The following is a 20,924-nucleotide window of genomic DNA, read 5'->3' as shown; positions in this document are numbered from 1 at the left end:
TTTTCAGTAGGCTGCGCGGTAAATTGCCAGTGCATCTGCCGCGCTCACGGCACGCGGATTGTTCACCAGCAGGCGCTGCTGTTCCATCGCATCGGCGGCCAATCGCGGCAGACTGTCTTCGGTTACCCCGCAGTCCCGCAGCCGGTTCGGCAGCCGCAGCTCGGCGATCAGAGATTCCAGCCAGCAAATCAGTTGTTCGGTCAGCTGTTGTGGGCTACCACCGCCGCAGTCACCGCCCATGATAAGCGGCGCCAGTTCGGCATACAGCGGCGCAGCCACCGGAGCATTGAATCGCAACACCTGCGGCAGCACCAGCGAGTTACTGAGCCCGTGGGGTATATGGAAGTGCCCACCGAGGGGATAGGCGAGCGCGTGCACCGCGGCCACCGGCGCATTGGCGAAGGCCTGCCCCGCATAGAGCGCCCCCAGCAGCATATTAGAGCGGGCCTCGAGGTCAGCGCCGTTGTGGGTAGCGGTGGCGATATTGCCGGCGAGAAGGCGCAGCGCCTCACGCGCCAGCATGTCGGACACCGGGTTCTTTTTGTGGGCGGAGGTGTAGGCCTCGATCGCGTGTACCATGGCGTCAATACCGGTGGCGGCGGTCACCGCCGGTGGCAGGCCGAGGGTGAGCAGCGGGTCCAGCAATGCGGTGTCCGGTTGCAACAGAGGTGAGACGATACCGGCCTTGGTGGTTTTGCCGGTGGTGACGATGGCGATAGGTGTTACTTCCGAGCCGGTGCCGGCGGTAGTGGGCACTTGCAACAGTGGCAGGCGCGGGCCACGTACATTGTCCACACCGTAGAGTTCATCGAGGGACTGTCGGCAATCCGGGTGCCCCAGCACCGCCATCACCTTGGCCACATCCATGGAGCTGCCACCCCCGAAGCCGACAATCATTTCCGCCCCTAGGCCCCGCGCTGCCTGCACCGCCGCCTCCACTGTGGCACTTTTGGGGTCCGCTTCCACCCGGTCGAAAATACCCAGGCGCAGATCCAGGCCGTCAAATCCCGGCAGTACGTTGTCCAGCAACCCGGCGTTGAGGATTCCGGTATCGGTCACCAGCATAATCCGGCTGGCGCCGGTAGCGCGACAGTACTCTGCCAGCTGTGCCGCGGCACCCGCGGCACAGGCAATGGTTTTGGTGGTGGTGAAGGAGAAATCTTGCATATGGCCCCCGTGCACTGACTGGGGACCATTGAAAGCCGGTGGGGGGTAACTTTGCCATTACCTCAGATTTCGGGTAATGACGTTTGCCACCGGCGCTAGGATCAATATTAAGTATCGGCAGCCACTGCCGGCACGTCCTGCAATTGAAAACCACGCAGTAATCGACCGACACAGGATGTCATCATTTCCAGATCCGGGGGAAACCGGCTTCTCACCGAGATCAGCTGCAGTTCGCGCATGGTGAACAGCAACAGTTGGCCATCGACCCGCGGTGAAGAGCTGCCGAGTCGGCGGCAACTTTTCTCGGCGATATCCCACAGGGATTCATCCAGCGCACGAACTTTTTTGTCCAGCGCATCCGGCAAGTATTGCGCGAATACAAACTGACATTCAGCGGAGATCATTTTCTTTTTTTCTGTGGCTTCTTCGAAAATGATTTCGACCACTAGCGCCGTCAACGCCTCGACATAGGCGTCCATATCCTCGACAGGTGTTTCGCCACCTCCAGAGGTCAACGCAAACTGCCGATAACAATCGTCCGCCCGCTGCTCGATTTCGTCGCGCCATGGCTGCACGCGTTCAACGTGTAAATCGAACGCGGATTCGATCAGGTTTTCCAGGGTACCGAAATAATAGGTAGTCATCGCCAGCTGTACGCCGGCGGCCTTGGCAATATTGCGGTGGGACAGGGAAGCCAGCCCCTCATCCGCGATCAGGTCCAAGGTGGCATGCAGTATTTTGCCCTTGGCGATTTCGCGCTTCTCGGCCTTCTTGTTACCCGCGGCTTTATGCTCACTGCGGTCAGAAGTCTTCTGTTCAGTTCCACTACTGGAAACCATGCGTCGAGCCTCGGGCAAAATTGGAAAAAACCTTGTACAGAGGTATATGAAGGCGCAACCCTATACAAAGGTTATTTATTGGTCAAATGTGCAATGAAACGCCGCCTTGCGCGGACTTCCACACATCTGACGTACACTCGTCTACAGACGATAGTCCAAATTTCCCAAGTTAATTGCGAAACACGATTACTGTCGCGATTTTCCTTTTTCCAACTCCAACATTGCCTGCCGGTGCCCCTTCTGCGCCGCCTCGGTAAACGCGGTACGCGCGAGCTCGGGATTGCGCTCCACGCCATCGCCATTCAGAAACAATTTCCCCAGCTGGTAAAGGCACTCGCTATCGGCGGCAGTGGCACACATCATGTACCAGAGCACCGCCATCTCGGCATCGGCACCGGGCAGGCGCTGCTGCTGGTGCAGTTTTGCCATGCCCAGCTGGCCCGCAGTATCCGACATTGCCTGCCAGTAAGCCTGCTCTGCGCCGTGGAAATCGCGCTCGGCCCACTTCAGGTCGCCCTCAAGGGCATGGGCGGCATCCGAGTGCACCGCAAGCGCAGCGTCGAAGAAGTCGTTGGCCAGCGCAATGCGCTCCGCGGGCTGTGGTAAAGGCGCGGATAACACCCGTCTTGCATAGGCGACCTGCGCGGCGGTATCTCCCGCTTCCGCAATCGGTTGCAGGCGTGGCAACAGAGTTTCCAGATCCGCGCTCTGCCACTCCCGATTCAGGTCCGCTTGCAATACCACCAGTTGTGCCGGCAGGAACCCTTCCTCTGCGGCGCGGCGTACAAACTGAATACCCTGCTGCAGGGAAACGTCCCAGCGCTCGGCAAAAAAGTAAGTGGATAACAGCATCCACGCCCTGCCGGGTTCGAGGCGCCGATCTGCCGCCGCCATAAACTGCTCGAACAACTCCTCGCTCGGCTCCACCCCGAGCCCCTGGCGATAGGCAAACGCGAGCCCGATCATGGCATTGGCATTCCCCTTCTCCGCCGCGGACATCAGGAAGTCCACCCCGTCCTCCCGCGACAGCGAAGCCAGCTTGCCGGACAGTGCCAGTACACCGAGGCGGAATTCCCCGGTTTCGCTGCCGGCACTGGTGGCATTCAGAAACAGCTGTGCTGCCTGCTCCAGCTCACCTCGGTCTTCCAGCATGCGTCCGAGGCCCACCTGAGCCGAGGGGGTACCGCCCTCCGCCAGCGGGCGCAGCACCTGCGCGACATAATTGCCACCAACACCGGCAAAGGGATAGGTGGCGCCTAGCAGGATATTGATTGCGCGCTCGTTCTCGAAAAATACCTCCCTCTGCACGCCGGTTTCCGGATCTTCCGCGGTCACGACATACATCAGTCCCACGCCACCTGCCACCGGCTGCAATACCGAGTCGCGCACCTGGTAGCCGGCGAGGTAGAGAATTTCATCCGCGTGATCCAGTAACGCGATTTCGTAGGCGGTATCGATACCCTTGCCATCGCCACTACCCAAAACACCACGCAGAATATATTGCACGGCGTTTTCATGCTGGCGTGCCAGTTCGGTATCGCCGAGATACTGGTAACACTCTTCGGCCGCCAGGTGCGGTTCCAGCTCAAAGAAATTGCGCGCACTCCACAGCTCCCAGTCCATCGCGGAACAATCACTGTCGTCGGCGGCGAGCTGTGCCATCTCCTGCTGGAATGCCTCACGGGTATCCACCGCGGTGATCAGGTGAGAGCTATGCAGGTAGGCAGACCAGAAATCCGTGTACGGCACCGAGTCAGGATCCAGGCGGATTTTCTGCGCGAGTGCTGCGAGTTGCGCGTCCGCTTCGGCATAATTTTCCAGGGAAAACTGATCCTCAGCGGACGGCACAGGTGATGCCTGCGCACGTCGCACGCCGGAATCTGTTGCGCCGTCGTCCACAGCAACCGGTGCGGCACAACCGCTCAGCAGTGCAACCAGCAGTGAAGCCGTCCCCGCGCACTGCCAGTATTTTTTGAACTTAACCATATTTATTCCCACCCGCCTATTTTTATCCGAGTCTGACTTGCGCGCCTTATTTGCGCTCGAGCAGGTCTCGCGCGAGATTGCGCGCGCGGTCGCGCCGCTCGTTCGGCGTCACCGATGCCGGCGCCAGCCATACGGAATAGGTCAGGCCGGAGTCGAGCCGGTCGATGGCCTGCAGGTATTCGCCGAAGTGCTCCGGCGCTACCGACTTATCCAGCGACTGGTAGCGGTAATTCACCGTAAGTTTTTTCGGGCTTTTCTCTACATCGCGGGAAAATTCAAACCACGGATTGGTAATGTTCTCGGCGCTCTGCCCGTTCAACCAACGCAGGTCGCCACTGTTTTTCGCAATCACAGTAAAGCGCTCGTCCACCTGTAGCTGCCCCGGCAGGCGGAAAGGATATTCACGCTGGCGGGTTTTCGGCAGGGAGATGTTTGTCACCACGCTGGCAGCGGCAAGCTTAAGCAGGTTCTGGCCACCACTTTTTTCACCCAGGTTGCGCAGGCGATATTTTTCCCGCACGCGCAATTCGTTGCGCCCCTCGACTTCGCTGATGGCCACCGGTTCCAGCATTTCAATACCGGGGAAGTAGCGCGCGTAAAACTGCAGGAAATCATTGGTGATGGTATCCACATCGCGGTAGCCCGCATATGCACGCATGTCTTCGGCACTCCAACCGACGTAGTGGCTGACCACCTCAAACACCGCCGACTGGCGATTGTCGTCCAGCGTCAAGGTTTCCTCCACACTGACGCGCCCGCTCAATTGTGCTGGCACTACGGGTTCAATTCTGGTGAGCTTTTCACTTTCGCCATTCACCACCAGCCCCCAGTTAAAGTCCGGCAACGACATACCCTCCAGCTCACCGTTCTGGCTGGTGGCCGTGGGATCCACCCAGTAGCGCTTGCCGTCGAGCAGGAAGGTGGTAATCACGTGGTCGAAATGTCCCGGGGACGGCAGGCGCGTGTCCAGCTCCAGATTTTCCACCGAAGACACCAGCGCGGGATACGCATCGATGCCCAGCTTGCGCAGTGCGGCGATCAGCAGCACGGTTTTGTCCTTGCAGTCACCGAAGCGCCGGTCGTAGGTTTCCAGCGGCGATGAAGGCAGGTGGGAATTCACTCCATGCTCGATGCCAAAATAGCGGATGTGTTCCTGAATCCACTGGGTTGCCGCCGCGGCCTTGTGCGCGGGGCTGCCATGCAGGCCCTGCAGCCAGCGGTCGAATTCCGCCGGTACCGGATCGGCAGCAGCGCCGTACAGGGTGTTCGCCCAGCCGTTTACCTGTTGCCAGTCGGCGTACTGGGTGTATTCGAGATAGGGATAGGGGGTGAGCCACTCGGGCACGCCGTCTTCCTGGCGCAGCGCCGCACTGTTGCGGATATCCACCGAGTAGCGGGTGAGGCTGCCCTCATTGCGCTTGCGGATATCGGTAGTCCCGTCGCTCGCGCGCAGGTACAGCGGCTGGTCCTTCGGAGTCAGCAGGCCGATGTACATGTGTTCTATGGGCACGCCCCAGGCCAGCAATTCGCGGCCAAAATTTTTGTCACCCAGCACCGGGTTGCTGCCGCGCACCGAGTAGCTGTACTCGACGATATCGCCGATGCGCAGATCCTTCAGCAGCAGCATCGCGGTCCAGTGCTCCGCGTACATATCCTGCTCCAGTTCCTCTTCCCGCTGGAACAGTTTGATATCCGCGGTTGCCAGCCGGTCACTGCGCTGGCCATCGCGCACCACGGTCACATCGTGAATGACCAGTTCTTCGTAAGCGGGAGAGAAACCGAGGCTGATACTGGAGATCTGCTGCAAACCCTGCTGGCGTAACGGCTGCATCGCAATGCGGAAAAAACGCTCTTTCTTGTCACCGGTGAGGTTGATCTGGGTATCCAGCAGCAGATTGCGCAGACCGTCGTCCGCCAGTGCCTGGCCATGGTCCCTGCCCTCTGGCATTTCCAGCGGCTGTACCCACTCGGGGCGCGGCGCTACCCGGTATTCCGCCGTGGCTGCGGGCTGTATCGAGGCTGATGACTGCTTTATCGCTGAAGTTGAGGGCGCTGCCTGCACCGACGAAACGACCAAAAGAGCGAAGAATGACCACAGGGTGGGTGTAACGCGGCGTGACCGGAGTATCTGCTTCATTATTTTTCACTGCATACAGGCAATAGATGAACTGCAGGCGACCGCACATTGAGCGCTGTCGCCTGCGGTCCATCATATAGGCTGCATGGGGGGAGTACCACGTCCGGCAATGCTGCACTGGTTGCCGTCGCGCGCCGCGGCCGTTAACGTGTGGCCGGTTTATTTTGTATTGGTGCCCTCATGCGCAACCTGCATCTGCTGCTTCTCACCTTATCGGCCCTGATCGCCCTGCCGGTTGCGGCCGGTTCGCCGGCACCTACGCCCGCGCCCATATGGCGGCTGGACTTCATGCATGAGGGCGGCAACGCAGCCGCGGAAACCTTTGCAATCGAGCAGTTGCTGGAGGAACCCCAGCGCTGGAGTGGGCCCACACAAGATGGCCTGGAACGGGGCGACTACAAGGTCGAACTGTTTGAAATCGGCGCAGCGAAACCCTGGTTCTCCTACAGCTACAGCTCGGTGTATTCCGACTGGTCCCACGGCGTGGAGGCCACCAGCAGCCGCAAGACTTTCCAGGAATCGGTGCGCTTTCCGGCCCCGGCAAATGATTCCACTCTGATAATTTCGCGCAGAAAGCTGGATCAGGAGGGGCAGCCTTTCGAGCGCGTCTGGCAGACCTCCATCGACGCAAATACCAAACCCGTTACTGCGCTATCTGAACTGCCGACGATCGCGCGGGATCTTGAAATTCACGGCGCGCCGGAAAGCCACCTGGATCTATTGTTTATTGCTGAAGGCTTTACCGAAAAAGAACGGGAAAAATTTTTTGATGCCGCGCAGCAGGCGAGTGAGACGCTGTTTGGCGTCGAGCCATACGCAAGCCTGCGGGAAAAATTCAATGTGCGCGCCCTGTTCCTTCCCTCAAGCGAAGCCACGCTCGGTGGCGACACCGCGCTGAAGGTCAACCCCAATGCACTGGGGATGGCCCGCTACGCGCTGACCATGGAAGACCATCGCCTGCGCAACGCTGCCATGCAGGTGCCCTACGACAATATCGTGATCCTGACCAATTCCAGCACCTACAGTGCCAGTGGCATCTATCGCGCTTACACCGTGGTTCCGGTGTTCGAGCCGCGCATGCGCTTCCTGCTGGTACACGAACTCGGCCACCATCTCGCCGGTCTCGCAGACGAATACTTCCACGCAACCCCCGGCTACGCGGACGCGGAAAAAGTGGTGGAACCCCACGAGCCCAATATCACCGCACTGCTGGATAAAAAGAATCTCAAGTGGGCGCACTTGATCAAAGCATCAACGCCCCTGCCAACGCCGTGGCAGAAACAGCGCTATCTCGATACCCTGAAAGGAGACCAGAGCTGGCTGCTGGAAGAGCCTTACATCAACGAAGTCGGTGCCTTTCAGGGAGCCAATTACAGCCCCACCCAGTACTACCGGCCGACACTTAACTGCCTGATGCTGCGCGACGGCGGCGACAACCAGTTTTGCCCCGTGTGTGCCAATGGCATCCGCGAAGTGATCGAAGCAACTGCCGGAAGCGATGTCGGAAAATAGGCGGCAACACTATCCTTGACAGAACAAATGCCGCACATATACTTGCTTGATCAACTATTAATGCAGCATAACTGTCATGCCTAATACCAGCTCAGCGTTTATCATCCAGAACGCCATTCTCTCCGCCAAACTGGCCCGCAAGGCCGGCAACCGTTTAAGCGTCCACGGCATCAGCCTGACCGAATATCTGGTCATGGACTACCTGTGCCAGTGCCCACAGGAGGTTTCCAGAATAGAACTCGCGGAATATCTCGGTATGAGCGCATCCGGCGTCACCCGCCTGCTGCTGCCCATGGAGAAAAACGGTGTGGTGGAAAAGGTGCAGAACCCGCGCGATGCCAGGCAGAGCCTGGTCAGGTTGTCGAAAACCGGAAAGTCGCTCTACCAGGATGCCAGTGTGAGTTTCACGCACATCGCCGAAGAGCTGACTTCGGGATTGAGTGAAACCCAGCTAAGCAAGGCAGTGGAGTTGCTGGTAAAACTGGGATAGGCAATTCAAAAACCCATGGGATTGGGTCAGTCGATCGCCTTCAGGTTCGCTCGATGCGGAAATTGCCCGCAGGTGACCGACTGGATCCAGTGCTCCCCCAGGGTGAACTGGCATTGGTAATCCCGCGGCAAATTGTGTTTGTTGGCGAAGCGCTCGACCAGGCGCAACACCAGCGTATGGTCCGCAAGTCTTAGCTCAACCGCCTCGGCAACCTCGAAACCGAAATAATCGCGCACGCTCGGATAAAGTGCCTTGAACAGGCTCTCTTTGGCGGAAAAGATCAGGGTGAGCGCCACCCTCTCGGACAGACCCTCGACGCTGAGCAGTTCCCTCTCCTGCCTGGTGGCCACAATCGCTGCTATCTCGCGGCAGACCCGGGTGGGAATCAACACTTCCACATCAATCCCCAGGTAATCCTTGTCCATACGGCGGCTTACCGCACACACCGCCACACTGCCTACGTGGGATATGGAGCCGACCACACCGCTCGGCCACAGCGGGTTGCGCTGTTCACCAATGCCAACCTGTACATCCTGATTGCGCACCGGGGCGAGATGTTGCAACGCCAGCGCCGCGGCATATCGGCCCGCGAGAAATTCCGCCTGACGCTTGGGCACCGAACCCACGATGGCTTCAGGCATGGCGATACCCAGCTCTGCATACAGCTCCGGCTGATAGCCGGCCGCATCAAATTCACAGGTAACCAGGCGCACGCCGGTTCTTTTGTCGACTTCCGAGTGCACTTTGCCAATAAACTGGCGGTCATCCCGCGGCATAATCTTTGCTGTTACTTCCTGCATTCGAATTTTCCCCGGTACCACGTACACCAATAAACGCATTACTGAATGCACGCAGCATGCCAAAAATCTGCCGGTATCACCAACCCCGGTAAGAAACTCTGCGGAGCTTACTGCTTTGCATCAGTTTCCGCCGCAGTGACGTCAGGCATGAGCGATTCCAGAATCTTGTACATCACCTCCACCCGCTCCTCGTTGGGAAAATATTTATTGGCGAGCAGCACAAAGCCAAAATGCTTTTCCGGGATAAACGCCACGTAAGTGGAGAAACCGCCCGTGGAGCCGGTCTTGTTGATCAGTACATTTTTCTGCACGGCCAGCGCGGGAGAGATCGCAACCACCGGTTGGTCGCCGATCATGTCCCGGGCATTACCCGCGAGCAACCGCGACGCCTTTACCGGCAGAGGGTACTGTTCCCATACCATATCCTGCACATAGTGGTCGGTTTCGAAATAACCGCGGCGGGTTTGTGCAAGCGCTTTTTCCAGATCCCCGCTCACCTTCACCAGCTGCATCTGCGCCGCCAGATAGCGGGTCAAGTCGGCGGCGCTCGATCGCACGCCATAGGCCTCTTCACCCAACAGCCCCATATCGAGACGCACTGGCTGATGTTTGCTGTTGTGGCCCTCGGCGTAGCCCGCCATTTTTTCGGCGGGTACCCGGATGTAGGTATCCGACAGCCCCAGCCCGCGGAAAATATGCTCCTCCATTGCGCTGGCAAAGGGCTGGTGCAGGCTGCGCGCGGCCACCAGCCCCAGCAGGCCACTACCGGGGTTGGAATAGGTACGCTTGCTGCCGGGTGTATATTGCGGCTGCCAGTTGCGGAAGTAATCCAGCAACTGCTCGTCGCTGCGCACATCCGCCGGGACCTGCAGAGGGAAATGTCCGGCGGTATGCGTGGCGAGGTTGAGCACGGCGATGGAATCCATGGCGCTGCCGCGCAATGCTGGCAGGTAGGCGCTCACGGGCTTGCGAAAATCCAGCGCCCCCTTAACTTCCGCATAGGCCGCGAGGGTGGCGGTGAAGGTTTTGCTCACCGAGCCGATTTCAAACAGGGTGCGCTCGGTCACCGGCGCCCCGCCCTCCATTGCCGTGTCGCCGATATTGAAAAAGTAGGGTTCGCCGTCGATGGTGAGCGCGAGCGCCACGCCCGGCACCTGATATTTCTCCACCAGCGGCTGGATCGCTGTTACCACAATGGTTTCCAGCTGCGCCGGCTCGATCACCGCAGGCGTCGATTTGACCGGTGCAGCCTCGCCCACCAACGCCGGGGATTGCGCCGTGACAGAAGTGGCGACAACGGCCATCAGCAGGCCAGCCAGTAATCGGCACCTATTACGCAGAACGCCTCGGGGCGGGGTGATTCGCGAGGTTTTTGACGCCATTAAGTCATTCCTTTGCTGGGCAGCGGTATCGCGCGGTGGATGTATCACACACCCGGACTGGCGAAACCGCGGATTATTATTGCTGTCTGACCCTTGAGCGGGTAAGCGGGCGCTTAGAGCACTATAGCCCGAACAAATGTCGGGTCTGCAACGGTACCGGTAAAAATCCGCCTCCCAAACAGAACTCGAAAGCCCCGATACCTGTCGGATACACTCTACCTGTTATTGCCATGAAAGAAGCCGCCCCGGGAACATGCGATCACTCCTGAAAAGAACCATTTTCGTGCTGCTGGCAGTGGGCCTGCTGGTGACGGGGGCGTTTTTGGCTTTTCCCGGGCTCAAGTACGAGCTCTACCGCAAGCTGCCGCCGAAGATCCGCTGGAATATCTCCTATGCGCTCACCGACAAGTTTGTGGTGGGGATGGTGTATTTCGTGGAACGCAACAACCAGTTGCTGCTGGTGCGCCATACCTACCAGGACAAGTGGGCCCTGCCCGGTGGCTGGGTGGAGCGCAACGAGTCGTTCGAGGAGTCGGCGCGGCGGGAGCTGCGCGAGGAACTCAACATCAAGATCGACGATTTCGAGGTGCTGGAAGTCAACAAGGTGCCGCGCTCGGGGATCATCAATATCGCCATCCGCGGGCGTCTCAAGGAACAGCACATTGCGATCCGCGACGGCGAAATCTACGGTTACCGCTTCTTCGACCTGCACCGGCTGCCGGAAGATGTGATCTACACCCACAAGCCGTATATCGAGCGCTATCTGGAGGCGCGGCGCCCGCCGCGGCAACAGCCGCCGGAGCCCACCCACAGCGAGCCCGAGGTACCGGAGCGCTGAGCACGAGCACAAAAAAAGCCGCCCGCATAGCGGGCGGCTTTTTCGCACTTCCGGGTCGCGGGCTGGACCCGCAACCCCTGGGTAATGAAACCCCTTAGAAGTTGTAGCGAACCTCGGCACCGTAGGTGCGCGGCTCGGACACGGAGGTGTAGGGGGTACCGAACACCGACATGGTACGACCGCTGGGGATACCTGTGCGCTCGTTGTCCAGCAGGTTGCGGCCCCACAGCGCCAGCTCGTACTGGCCACCGCCACTCATCCACACCATACGGCCGTTCAGACGCTTGTCGTCCGCACCTACGCCCTCGATGTCGCTGAAGCTGGCAACGAAGCCCGGCTCAAGCTGGTCGCTGTTCTCGGCGAAGATGTAGTCCAGGTGCAGGTTCAGGTCGCCCACGGAGACTGCCGGCGCCCAGTCGAAGGTGACGGTGTAGGCGGTGTCTACGGAAGACTTCTGGCGCTCGGACTGCAGTTCACCCTGTGCATCGTAGTAGGGCTCCCACTTGGAATCCGCATCGCGCACGGTGGTCACGAGGCCGAAGCGCATGGACTCGGTTGCCATCCAGTCGACGGTGACTTCCACGCCGTTGAACTGCTGGTCGCCGTTGATCACGGTCGGCAGCGCGTTGGCGGATTCCGGACGCTTGCTCTCGACGCTGCGCTGGCGGTTGTCGACGGTCATGTCGAAGTAGCTCAGCTGCACGCGCAGGTTTTCCAGCAGATCACCCTTGATGCCCAGCTCGATGTTGTCCACCTCTTCCGGCTCGATCGGGTTGTCCGCGGTCAGCAGGTTGAGGGAGTCGAAACCGCCGGACTTGTAGCCGGTGGAGTAGGACAGGTACGCCATGGCGTCGTCGGTGAAGTGGTACTGGCCCACGACACGACCGGTGGTGGCACTCCACTTGTCAGAGGCGCGGCGCACACCCTCGCCCACGTTGTAGGCGTCCGCAGCAGAGAAAATCACTTCTTCCACACCGTCGCGCATATCGCGGAAGCTGGTTCCGGGGGTCTCCCAGGTGAAGGACTTCTCGTCAGTGCTGTAGCGCAGGCCGGCGAGCACGCTGAAGTTTTCGCTCAGCTCGTAGTCAAAATCGGCGTAGACACCGTAGTTGGTGAAGTCACCGGTGTTTTCCACGGACTCGGTCCAGTATTTGCCGGCGAACTCCTGCGGGCCGAACAGCATGCCGGTACCCAGCTGGGCAGCGATCGCGTCGTAATAGGCGTCTGCCTGCGGTACCTGGCCCAGGCCAACCAGCGTGGTGAAGGTGTTCCAGTCACCCTCTTCCCACAGGTGGTCGACGGTATCCAGCGCGCCCAGCGCGTAAGCTGCGGCCGCGTCACCCACACCGCCATCGCCCGGCATACCGCCCGCTTCCATGGCGGCACCGTAAGCGATCATATCGCGCAGGTCCTGGTTATTGACGATGTCGGTGGTCACCAGACGGGTGATGGACTCGGCGGAAGCGGTCACATCGGTGCGCTGGTAGATGTTCTCGTGGGAGTAGTTGGCACCCATAACCGCTTTCAGGCGGTCGCCGCTGAAGTTCACCTGCAGCTCGTGGTAGCTGATATCGGAATCGAACACGTTGTTGGTGTCCAGGTAGCGGGTGATATCCGCGGTGCCGTCTTCTTCCTCACGGTTGGTGGTTTCCCACTGACGGAAGTTGGACACCCACTTCATGCTCCAGGCGTCGTCGAACGCGTGAGTCAGCTTGGCGTTGACGGAGGACATGGAGCGGGTCTCGCCGCCGTTTACCACGTCGTTTTCCACCTTGCGGTCAAACGGATTGGTGCTGTAGGCGTATTCGCTGACACCGATGGCCTGGCGCGCAGCGTTGTCCACTTCGTCCCAGTCGTAAGACAGCTGGGCGGCGGTCTTGTCGGTGATCTGCCACAGGGCGGCAACACGACCGGTAACGATGTCTTCCGCGCCGGCGTCATCGCCACCCGGGAATACGTTTTCCACAAAGCCGTCGCGCTGGAAGCTCATCAGGTTGCCGCGCACGAAGAAGTTGTCCGCCAGCGGGGCATTGACCATACCTTCAAGCTGGGTCAGACCGTAGTTGCCAACGCGGGTGGATACGAAGGCCTCGAAATCCTGCTGTGGCGGATTCGGTACCAGGTTGACGGTACCGGCCGCGGCGTTGCGTCCGAACAGGGTACCCTGCGGGCCCTTCAATACTTCCACACGCTGCATGTCGGAGAAGGACATGGAAGTGGCCGGCGCCGGCACGTAGGCGTCGTCATAGAAAACGGCAACAGACGGGTCGCCACCGGCGCTGATGTTGGAGCTGCTGACGCCACGAATGCTCAGCGCAGACTGGGTGACGCCGGAGCCGGCTTCAAAACCGGGGATATAGTCCGCCATGTCGCTGAGTTTCAGCGCATTGGTGTTTTCCATATCGGCGGTGGAGAAGGTGTCTACGGTTACCGGTACTTCCAGCGCGTTCTGCTCGCGCTTCTGCGCGGTAACGATGATTTCATCCATTTCGACGGCATTGGCAAAAGCCGGTACCACCGCACCTGCGGCAAAAGCTACCGCGAGCGCAATGGGACGCCGCCCGTTCAGTTGGAACTTGCTCATAAATATCCCCTAAAAGTTTTTTATTGCTCTGTCGAAATACACAGCTATAGGGTGCCGGATACGTTTCACCGACCTACTGCCCTGCAATCCCTACCCCGGGATTATTCTCAGAGTTCTGCGGCCGGAAATTAGCACAATGATTGCGGCGCCACTATGCACCGGCAAAATTTATTCCACATATTTGTTGCAAGTGTCGACTTTATTGCGGTTTTTTCGCAGTGAACCGCAATAAATTGCGACGCGCGTCACACTTTCTGGACGGGCGTACCAATTGGCGGGCAATACCAACCGCCGATGGCGAATTCAGGAGGGGTTTGGAAAAGGGTGGGTGGCGCCCGAGACGGGGCGCCAGTTGGCGAGTGCGGTCAGCCCTTGATGCCGTTGGCGATCTGGAAGATCACCCGCGCCGCAGTGCGCGCGGCGTGGTCCTCGATATCGAAGTAGGGGTTGAACTCGGCGATATCCGCCAGGCACACCTTTTTCGACTCCAGCACCGTATCCAGCAGCGGCTCGAACAGCTCGAACGCGACGCCGCGACCCGCCGGTGCGCTTACCGCCGGCATGACCGCCGCCGGGAACACATCCAGATCGATGGTGAGATAGACGAAATCCACCCGGTCGATAAAGTCCTCGATCTGCTTCTGCACCAGTTCCAGGCGCCAGGGCACGATTTCGCGGTCGGAGATCACTTGCACCCCCAGCTCCTCGGCGCGGTGATACAGCGCCGGGGTGTTGGCGGTAGCGGCGGCGCCCACGCACAGGTAGTGGAAGGGACGACCATTCACGTCGCACTGCTCGGCGATCTGGTAAAACGGCGTGCCGGAAGAACCCTTGGGCGCCGGCAGGCGGATATCCAGGTGGGCATCGAAGTTGATGATGCCCAGGGTACTGTCCCGGTGCTGCTCACGCATCCAGCGCGCGATACCCTGATAACTGCCAAAGGCGATCTCGTGGCCGCCACCCAATACCATGGGGAAGTGGCCGGAACTCATCAGCTCGGTGATGCGGGCGCCGAGCATGGCCTGGGCAGATTCCAGGTCCTCTTTCTCCACCCGCACATTGCCGGCGTCATACAGCGGTGCACCGAACGTCTTGGGCAGATTGGCCAGCGCCAGGCGCAGGATACGCGGGCCCTTGGCGGCGCCGACGCGCCCCTTGTTGCGGCGCACGCCCTCGTCACTGGCAAAGCCCAGAATGGCGAAGCCCGGCGGGCTATCGAGGTGCAGCGGCACTATGTCCTGGTGCCAGCGGCGCCCGGCCTTGCCGTCTTCACTGTCGACCCGACCGCTCCACAGGCGCATATCAGCCAGCTGTAACATGGCGTCCCCCAAAAAATATTTCCGCAGGTTGCAATGCACCCAATTCATACGCGAGCTGGTCCGGGCTTTCCATCGGCCACAGCACCATGTCCGCGCGCAGGCCGGCCCGCAGCACGCCGCGGGAGCAGCAGACACCGAGGGCGCGGGCGGCGGCGCGGGTGACACCGGCGAGAGCCTCCGCCGGCGTCAGGCCGAACAGGTTGCAACTCATGTTCATCATCAACCGCAGCGAACCCAGTGGGCAGGTACCGGGATTGAGGTCGGTGGAAATGGCCATGGGCACACCGGCAGCGCGCAATTTTTCGATTGGCGGCATGCGCGTTTCTTTCAGCGTGTAGAAGGCGCCGGGCAGCAGCACCGCGGCGGTACCGCTCTCGGCCATGGCGGCGACATCTTCATCGGTGATGTATTCGATATGGTCCACCGACAGGGCACCGGCCTTCGCCGCCATACGGGTGGCGCCGGTGCTGGCGAGCTGCTCGGCGTGAACCTTTACCGGCAGGTCGAGATGATGCGCAGCGTCGATAACACGCTGGCACTGCTCGACGGAAAACGCGATGTTTTCACAGAACATGTCCACCGCATCCGCCAGCTGCTCCTTGGCCACAGCGGGCAGGATTTCCTCACACACCAGGGTGATGTAGTCGTCCGCGCGGCCGTCGTACTCCGGCGGCAGCGCGTGGGCAGCGAGGCAGGTGGTGAGGATATTCACCGGGTAATGCTGGGCGAGGCGGCGGGCAACGCGCAGCTGCTTGAGCTCGGTGTCGAGATCGAGGCCGTAGCCGGATTTGATTTCGATGGTGGTGACACCCTCGTGCATCAGTGCCTTCAGGCGCGGCTCGGCCTTGCGGTAGAGGTCCGCGGCACTGGCCGCGCGCGTTGCGCGCACCGTCGACAGGATGCCGCCACCGGCACGGGCGACCTCTTCATAGCTCTCGCCGCCGAGACGGCGGGCGAACTCGCCGGCGCGGTGGCCGCCATACACCAGGTGGGTGTGACAATCGATCAGCCCCGGGGTCAGCCACTGCCCCTCGCCGTCGATGATCTGATCGGCGGTGCTCTCGGGCAGCTCGCGGCGCGGACCAATCCACACAATCTTATTGCCGGTCACCGCCACCGCGGCGTCTTCAATTGCCCCGTAGGCACCCGGCAGGGACGGGTCCATGGTGGCCGCGTGGACATTGGTAATCAGCAGATCACAGCGTTCAGTCATGTTCGCTCACTGAGTTGGCGTTAATTCTAACGATAGCCCGAGTTGTCGGTTTTGGCGCCTATTGACCCCCTATTGACAGCGGTCAGGTCTGAATCCATAGTTGCGCCATCAACAAACTTGTATATACAAGAATGTACAACTGGGTAGGCACTTTACCCGAGCAGGCGAAGACCATACAAGTATGAGCAGTCAGGCGACAGCCACAGAAAGCAGCCAGCCCCGCTACGCCGCGATCAAGGCGCATATCCGCGCGCAGATCGAAAGCGGCCAGTGGCCCGCGCATTTCCGTGTGCCGTCCGAGAACCAGCTGTCCCAGGACTTCAGCGTCAGCCGCATGACCGCCCGCCGCGCCCTGTCCGAGCTCACCGACGAAGGCGTCCTCGTCCGCTCCCAGGGCCTCGGCACCTTTGTCGCCGAACCGGTACCCGCCGGTTCCCTGCTGGAAGTGCGCAACATCGCCGACGAAGTCGCCGCCCGCGGCCACAGCTACGCCGCCCGTATCCTCAAACTGGAACAGACCGTCGCCCACACCGAAGTGGCCGTCGCCCTCGGCCTCGCCGAAGGCGCCGCGGTGTACCACTCCATCATCGTGCACCTGGACAACAACCTGCCGATCCAGTTCGAGGAACGCTATACCAGCCCGACACTGGTGCCGGAATACCTGCAGCAGGACTTCAGCGCCGCCACCCCCAACGAATACCTCACCCGCGTGGCGCCACTGACCGAAGTGGACACCACCGTAGAGGCGATTGGCGCGGACGAAGTGGTCGGCAAAGCCTTGGAGATCAAACCGGGTACCGCTTGCCTGCAGATTTGGCGACGCACCAAAAGCAGTGCCGGCACAGTCAGCTTTGCGCGACTGGTACACCCCGGGAACCGATACCGATTGGGCGCACAGCTGAGGTTTTAATTCCCAGCGTCATACCGGCGAAAGCCGGTATCCAGCGTCGGAACTCCGCCCGACCACTGGATCCCGGATCAAGTCCGGGATGACGAGAAACGAGAATCGAAGTACAGAAATTCGAATTGAAGGCGGCTTGTCGGGTTTGGGGTTTCAGGATCGTCGTCGCCATGGATGGCGGCGCCGAAGCGTACATGGATGTACTCGCAGCGGTCCTGAAACCCCGAACCCGACAAGCCGCCGCAACAAAACCAGATTTAAAACTCCGGGCCAAAAGCCCACAAAACTAAATTCCACTCAAGAATTTGGAAAAAAGACGAGGCAACCATGACCGACAAGCGCCACGACCCCAGCCGCAAAATCATTCCCCCCACCGGCACCCAGCTGAACGCCAAAAGCTGGCTCACCGAAGCGCCCCTGCGCATGCTGATGAACAATCTCCACCCCGATGTCGCCGAGCGTCCGGAAGATCTGGTTGTTTACGGCGGTATCGGCCGCGCCGCGCGCGACTGGGAGTGCTACGACAAAATCGTTGAAGTACTGAAGCGCTTGGAGGACGACGAAACCCTGCTGGTGCAGTCCGGCAAACCCGTCGGCGTCTTCAAAACCCACGCCGACGCGCCGCGCGTCCTTATCGCCAACTCCAACCTGGTTCCCCACTGGGCCAACTGGGAGCACTTCAACGAGCTGGATAAAAAAGGCCTGGCCATGTACGGCCAGATGACCGCCGGCTCCTGGATCTACATCGGCTCCCAGGGCATCGTCCAGGGCACCTACGAAACCTTCGCCGCGGTTGCGCGCAAACACTTCGACGGTGAAGCCAAGGGCAAATGGGTACTCACCGGCGGCCTCGGCGGCATGGGCGGCGCCCAGCCTCTGGCCGCCACCATGGCCGGCTTCTGCATGATCGCCGTCGAGTGCGACGAAACCCGTATCGACTTCCGCCTGCGCACCGGCTACGTGGACAAGAAAGCCACCAGCCTCGACGAAGCGCTGGCGATGATCAACGAAGCCATGGAAAACGGCGAAGCCATTTCCGTCGGCCTGCTCGGCAACGCCGCCGACGTATTCCCGGAAATTGTCGAGCGCGGCATCCTGCCGGACTGCGTCACCGACCAGACCTCCGCCCACGACCCGCTGAACGGCTACCTGCCGAAAGGCTGGACCATGGCCCAAGCCGCCGAAATGCGTAAGCAGGACGAAGCGCTGGTGGTGCGCGAAGCCAAAAAATCCATGGGCATCCAGGTGCAGGCCATGCTCGCCCTGCAAGAGCGCGGCGCTGCCACCCTCGACTACGGCAACAACATCCGCCAGATGGCATTCGAAGTGGGCGTGGAGAACGCGTTCGACTTCCCCGGCTTCGTACCGGCCTACATCCGCCCGCTGTTCTGCGAAGGCATCGGCCCGTTCCGCTGGGCGGCACTGTCTGGCAACCCGGAAGACATCTACAAGACCGACGCCAAGGTGAAAGAGCTGATCCCGGACAATCCGCAGCTGCACAACTGGCTGGACATGGCGCGCGAGCGCATCCAGTTCCAGGGCCTGCCCGCGCGTATCTGCTGGGTCGGTCTGAAAGACCGCGCGCGCTTGGCACTGGCGTTCAACGAGATGGTTGCGAATGGCGAACTGGAAGCGCCAGTTGTCATCGGTCGCGACCACCTCGACTCCGGTTCTGTTGCCAGCCCCAACCGCGAAACCGAATCCATGATGGACGGCAGCGATGCAGTGTCCGACTGGCCGCTGCTGAACGCCCTTTTGAATACCGCCTCCGGCGCCACCTGGGTGAGCCTGCACCACGGCGGCGGCGTGGGCATGGGCTTCTCCCAGCACTCCGGTGTAGTGATCGTGTGTGACGGTACCGAAGCCGCAGCCAAACGCGTTGGCCGCGTACTGTGGAACGACCCGGCCACCGGCGTCATGCGCCACGCGGATGCGGGTTACGACATCGCCAAGAACTGCGCGCGCGAGCAGGGGCTAGACCTGCCGATGCTGAAAGACTGATCCAACATTTTTAAACCGTCATCCCGGACTTGATCCGGGATCCAGCTGCGGTGCCAGCAGAAAGCAGCGCACCCAAACACTGGATACCGGCCTGCGCCGGTATGACGACAATGAACAAATATTTGCGGTAGCAAGAGTTATGTACAAACTGGAAATCAACCCCGGCCAACTGAGTCTGGAACAACTGCGTCGCGTTGCCCGTGAGCCGGTGCAACTGAGCCTGGCCAAAGACGCCTACCCGGCCATTGAAGCCTCCGCCAAAACCGTGGCGCTGGTGCTGGAGCAGGGCCGCACCGTGTACGGCATCAACACCGGTTTCGGTCTGCTGGCCAACACCCGCATCGAAAAGAAAGACCTGGAAACCCTGCAGCGCGCCATCGTGCTGTCCCACGCTGCCGGTACCGGCAACTTCATGACTGAAGACACTGTGCGCCTGCTGATGGTGCTGAAGATCAATTCCCTCGCGCGCGGCTACTCCGGCGTGCGCCCGGCGGTGATCGAGGCGCTGATCAAACTGGTGAATGCCGGCGTTTACCCAGCCATTCCGGAAAAAGGTTCCGTGGGCGCCTCCGGCGACCTGGCGCCGCTGGCCCACATGAGCGTGGTGCTGCTGGGTGAGGGCGAATGCTTTATCAACGGCGAGCGCAAGCCGGCTTCCGAAGGCCTGCGCTTTGCGGAAATGCGCCCGATGGTGCTGGCACCGAAGGAAGGTCTGGCACTGCTGAACGGCACCCAGGCGTCCACCGCCTTCGCCCTGCAGGGTATGTTCTCCGCAGAAGACCTGTTCGCCGGCGCCGTGGTAACCGGCTCCCTGACCCTGGAAGCCGCCAAGGGCTCGCGCCGTCCGTTCGACGATCGCATTCACCTGGTGCGCGGCCAGAAGGCCCAGCGCGATGTGGCCGCGAGCTACCGCGACCTGCTGGGTGAAGGCAGCGAGATCGGCGACTCCCACGTGGACTGCGCCAAGGTGCAGGACCCCTACAGCCTGCGCTGTCAGCCCCAGGTCATGGGCGCGTGCCTGCAGCAGATCCGCTTCGCCGCCGAGGTACTGCTGGCGGAAGCCAACGGTGTTTCCGATAACCCGCTGGTGTTCACCGATGAAGAGAACCCGGAAAACTCCGACATCATTTCCGGTGGCAACTTCCACGCAGAACCGGTGGCCATGGTGGCGGATAACCTGGCGCTGGCGATTGCGGAAATCGGCTCCCTGTCCGAGCGCCGCATGGCCCTGCTGATCGACTCCAACCTGTCCGGCCTGCCGCCGTTCCTGGTGGACAACGGTGGGGTTAACTCCGGCTTCATGATCGCGCAGGTCACCTCCGCGGCACTGGCCAGCGAAAACAAGACCTTCGCGCACCCGGCGAGCGTCGACTCCCTGCCCACTTCCGCCAACCAGGAAGACCACGTGTCCATGGCCACCTTCGCCGGCCGCCGCCTGCGCGACATGGCCGACAACACCTGCGGCATCCTCGCGGTGGAACTGCTGGCCGCCTGCCAGGGCCTGGACTTCCGCGCACCGCTGAAGACCACCGAGAAACTGGAAAGCGCCAAGGCCGCCCTGCGCGAACGTGTACCTTTCTACGACAAGGACCGCTACTTCGCGCCGGATATCGAGGAAGCCAAGCAGCTGCTGGCCAGTGCTTACTACCGTGAGTATCTGGCGACTGAAATGCTACCAAGCAATCAGTAATCCGTTTTCTCACGCCCCTCTGCACAGCGGCGCCCGCCGCTGTGCTCCTCCTCATCCCTCCCCGG

15 protein-coding genes are annotated in these 20,924 nt (G+C 60.7%); 6 read left to right on the top strand and 9 right to left on the bottom strand.

Annotated features, from left to right (window positions below):
* Positions 1-3 precede the first annotated feature (3 nt).
* From R5R33_RS11275 to R5R33_RS11260, 4 genes are all read right to left on the bottom strand, one after another.
* A complete protein-coding gene (locus tag R5R33_RS11275) occupies positions 4-1,167 on the bottom strand; it encodes an iron-containing alcohol dehydrogenase (RefSeq protein ID WP_318952800.1) in 1,164 nt (387 codons plus the stop codon).
* A 107-nt stretch (positions 1,168-1,274) separates the two neighbouring features.
* Entirely contained in the window at positions 1,275-2,006 is a 732-nt protein-coding gene (locus R5R33_RS11270; RefSeq protein ID WP_318952799.1) for a TetR/AcrR family transcriptional regulator, read from the bottom strand.
* Positions 2,007-2,192: 186 nt separating this feature from the next.
* Entirely contained in the window at positions 2,193-3,992 is a 1,800-nt protein-coding gene (locus tag R5R33_RS11265) for a hypothetical protein (protein ID WP_318952798.1), read from the bottom strand.
* 46 nt (positions 3,993-4,038) lie between these two features.
* Positions 4,039-6,129: a DUF3857 domain-containing transglutaminase family protein gene (locus tag R5R33_RS11260; RefSeq protein WP_318952797.1), complete on the bottom strand. Its 2,091-nt coding sequence runs from the start codon at positions 6,127-6,129 to the stop codon at positions 4,039-4,041.
* 180 nt (positions 6,130-6,309) lie between these two features.
* Between R5R33_RS11260 and R5R33_RS11255 the strand changes: the two genes are divergently transcribed.
* Both R5R33_RS11255 and R5R33_RS11250 read left to right on the top strand, forming a co-directional pair.
* The gene (locus R5R33_RS11255; protein WP_318952796.1) at positions 6,310-7,641 is read left to right on the top strand and encodes a M64 family metallopeptidase; all 1,332 of its coding nucleotides are present in this window, start codon (positions 6,310-6,312) and stop codon (positions 7,639-7,641) included.
* Positions 7,642-7,717: 76 nt separating this feature from the next.
* Positions 7,718-8,131 (top strand): MarR family winged helix-turn-helix transcriptional regulator, encoded by a 414-nt coding sequence (locus tag R5R33_RS11250; RefSeq protein WP_318952795.1) that lies wholly within the window; start codon positions 7,718-7,720, stop codon positions 8,129-8,131.
* Positions 8,132-8,157: 26 nt separating this feature from the next.
* Here the strand turns inward: R5R33_RS11250 and R5R33_RS11245 are convergent, their stop codons facing one another.
* Positions 8,158-8,931: a 4'-phosphopantetheinyl transferase family protein gene (locus R5R33_RS11245; RefSeq protein WP_318952794.1), complete on the bottom strand. Its 774-nt coding sequence runs from the start codon at positions 8,929-8,931 to the stop codon at positions 8,158-8,160.
* Between the two features lie 107 nt (positions 8,932-9,038).
* Positions 9,039-10,313: a class C beta-lactamase gene (ampC, locus tag R5R33_RS11240; RefSeq protein ID WP_318952793.1), complete on the bottom strand. Its 1,275-nt coding sequence runs from the start codon at positions 10,311-10,313 to the stop codon at positions 9,039-9,041.
* A 253-nt stretch (positions 10,314-10,566) separates the two neighbouring features.
* Between ampC and R5R33_RS11235 the strand changes: the two genes are divergently transcribed.
* The gene (locus R5R33_RS11235; protein WP_318952792.1) at positions 10,567-11,151 is read left to right on the top strand and encodes an NUDIX domain-containing protein; all 585 of its coding nucleotides are present in this window, start codon (positions 10,567-10,569) and stop codon (positions 11,149-11,151) included.
* Positions 11,152-11,245: 94 nt separating this feature from the next.
* Here R5R33_RS11235 and R5R33_RS11230 read toward each other — a convergent pair whose 3' ends face one another.
* The 3 genes from R5R33_RS11230 to hutI form a co-directional block, all read right to left on the bottom strand.
* Positions 11,246-13,735, bottom strand: coding sequence for a TonB-dependent receptor (locus R5R33_RS11230; RefSeq protein WP_318952791.1), 2,490 nt, complete (start codon positions 13,733-13,735; stop codon positions 11,246-11,248).
* A gap of 365 nt (positions 13,736-14,100) precedes the next feature.
* Positions 14,101-15,054: a formimidoylglutamase gene (hutG, locus tag R5R33_RS11225; RefSeq protein WP_318952790.1), complete on the bottom strand. Its 954-nt coding sequence runs from the start codon at positions 15,052-15,054 to the stop codon at positions 14,101-14,103.
* Complete coding sequence (hutI, locus tag R5R33_RS11220) at positions 15,038-16,267, bottom strand: imidazolonepropionase (RefSeq protein ID WP_318952789.1); 1,230 nt, start codon at positions 16,265-16,267, stop codon at positions 15,038-15,040. The genes hutG and hutI overlap by 17 nt, the downstream gene beginning before the upstream one ends.
* A gap of 181 nt (positions 16,268-16,448) precedes the next feature.
* On the opposite strand from hutI, the gene hutC reads away from it, so the two are divergent.
* The 3 genes from hutC (at position 16,449) to hutH (ending at position 20,859) form a co-directional block, all read left to right on the top strand.
* Positions 16,449-17,177 carry a histidine utilization repressor gene (gene hutC / locus R5R33_RS11215; protein WP_318952788.1) on the top strand — a complete coding sequence of 243 codons (729 nt, stop codon included), beginning with the start codon at positions 16,449-16,451 and terminating at the stop codon, positions 17,175-17,177.
* A 318-nt stretch (positions 17,178-17,495) separates the two neighbouring features.
* The gene (gene hutU / locus R5R33_RS11210) at positions 17,496-19,169 is read left to right on the top strand and encodes a urocanate hydratase (RefSeq protein WP_318952787.1); all 1,674 of its coding nucleotides are present in this window, start codon (positions 17,496-17,498) and stop codon (positions 19,167-19,169) included.
* Between the two features lie 139 nt (positions 19,170-19,308).
* Complete coding sequence (hutH, locus tag R5R33_RS11205) at positions 19,309-20,859, top strand: histidine ammonia-lyase (RefSeq protein WP_318952786.1); 1,551 nt, start codon at positions 19,309-19,311, stop codon at positions 20,857-20,859.
* Positions 20,860-20,924 lie beyond the last annotated feature (65 nt).

This window comes from Microbulbifer pacificus (genome assembly GCF_033723955.1).
Lineage (GTDB): Bacteria > Pseudomonadota > Gammaproteobacteria > Pseudomonadales > Cellvibrionaceae > Microbulbifer > Microbulbifer pacificus.
This window is presented reverse-complemented; position numbering and strand designations above follow the sequence as displayed.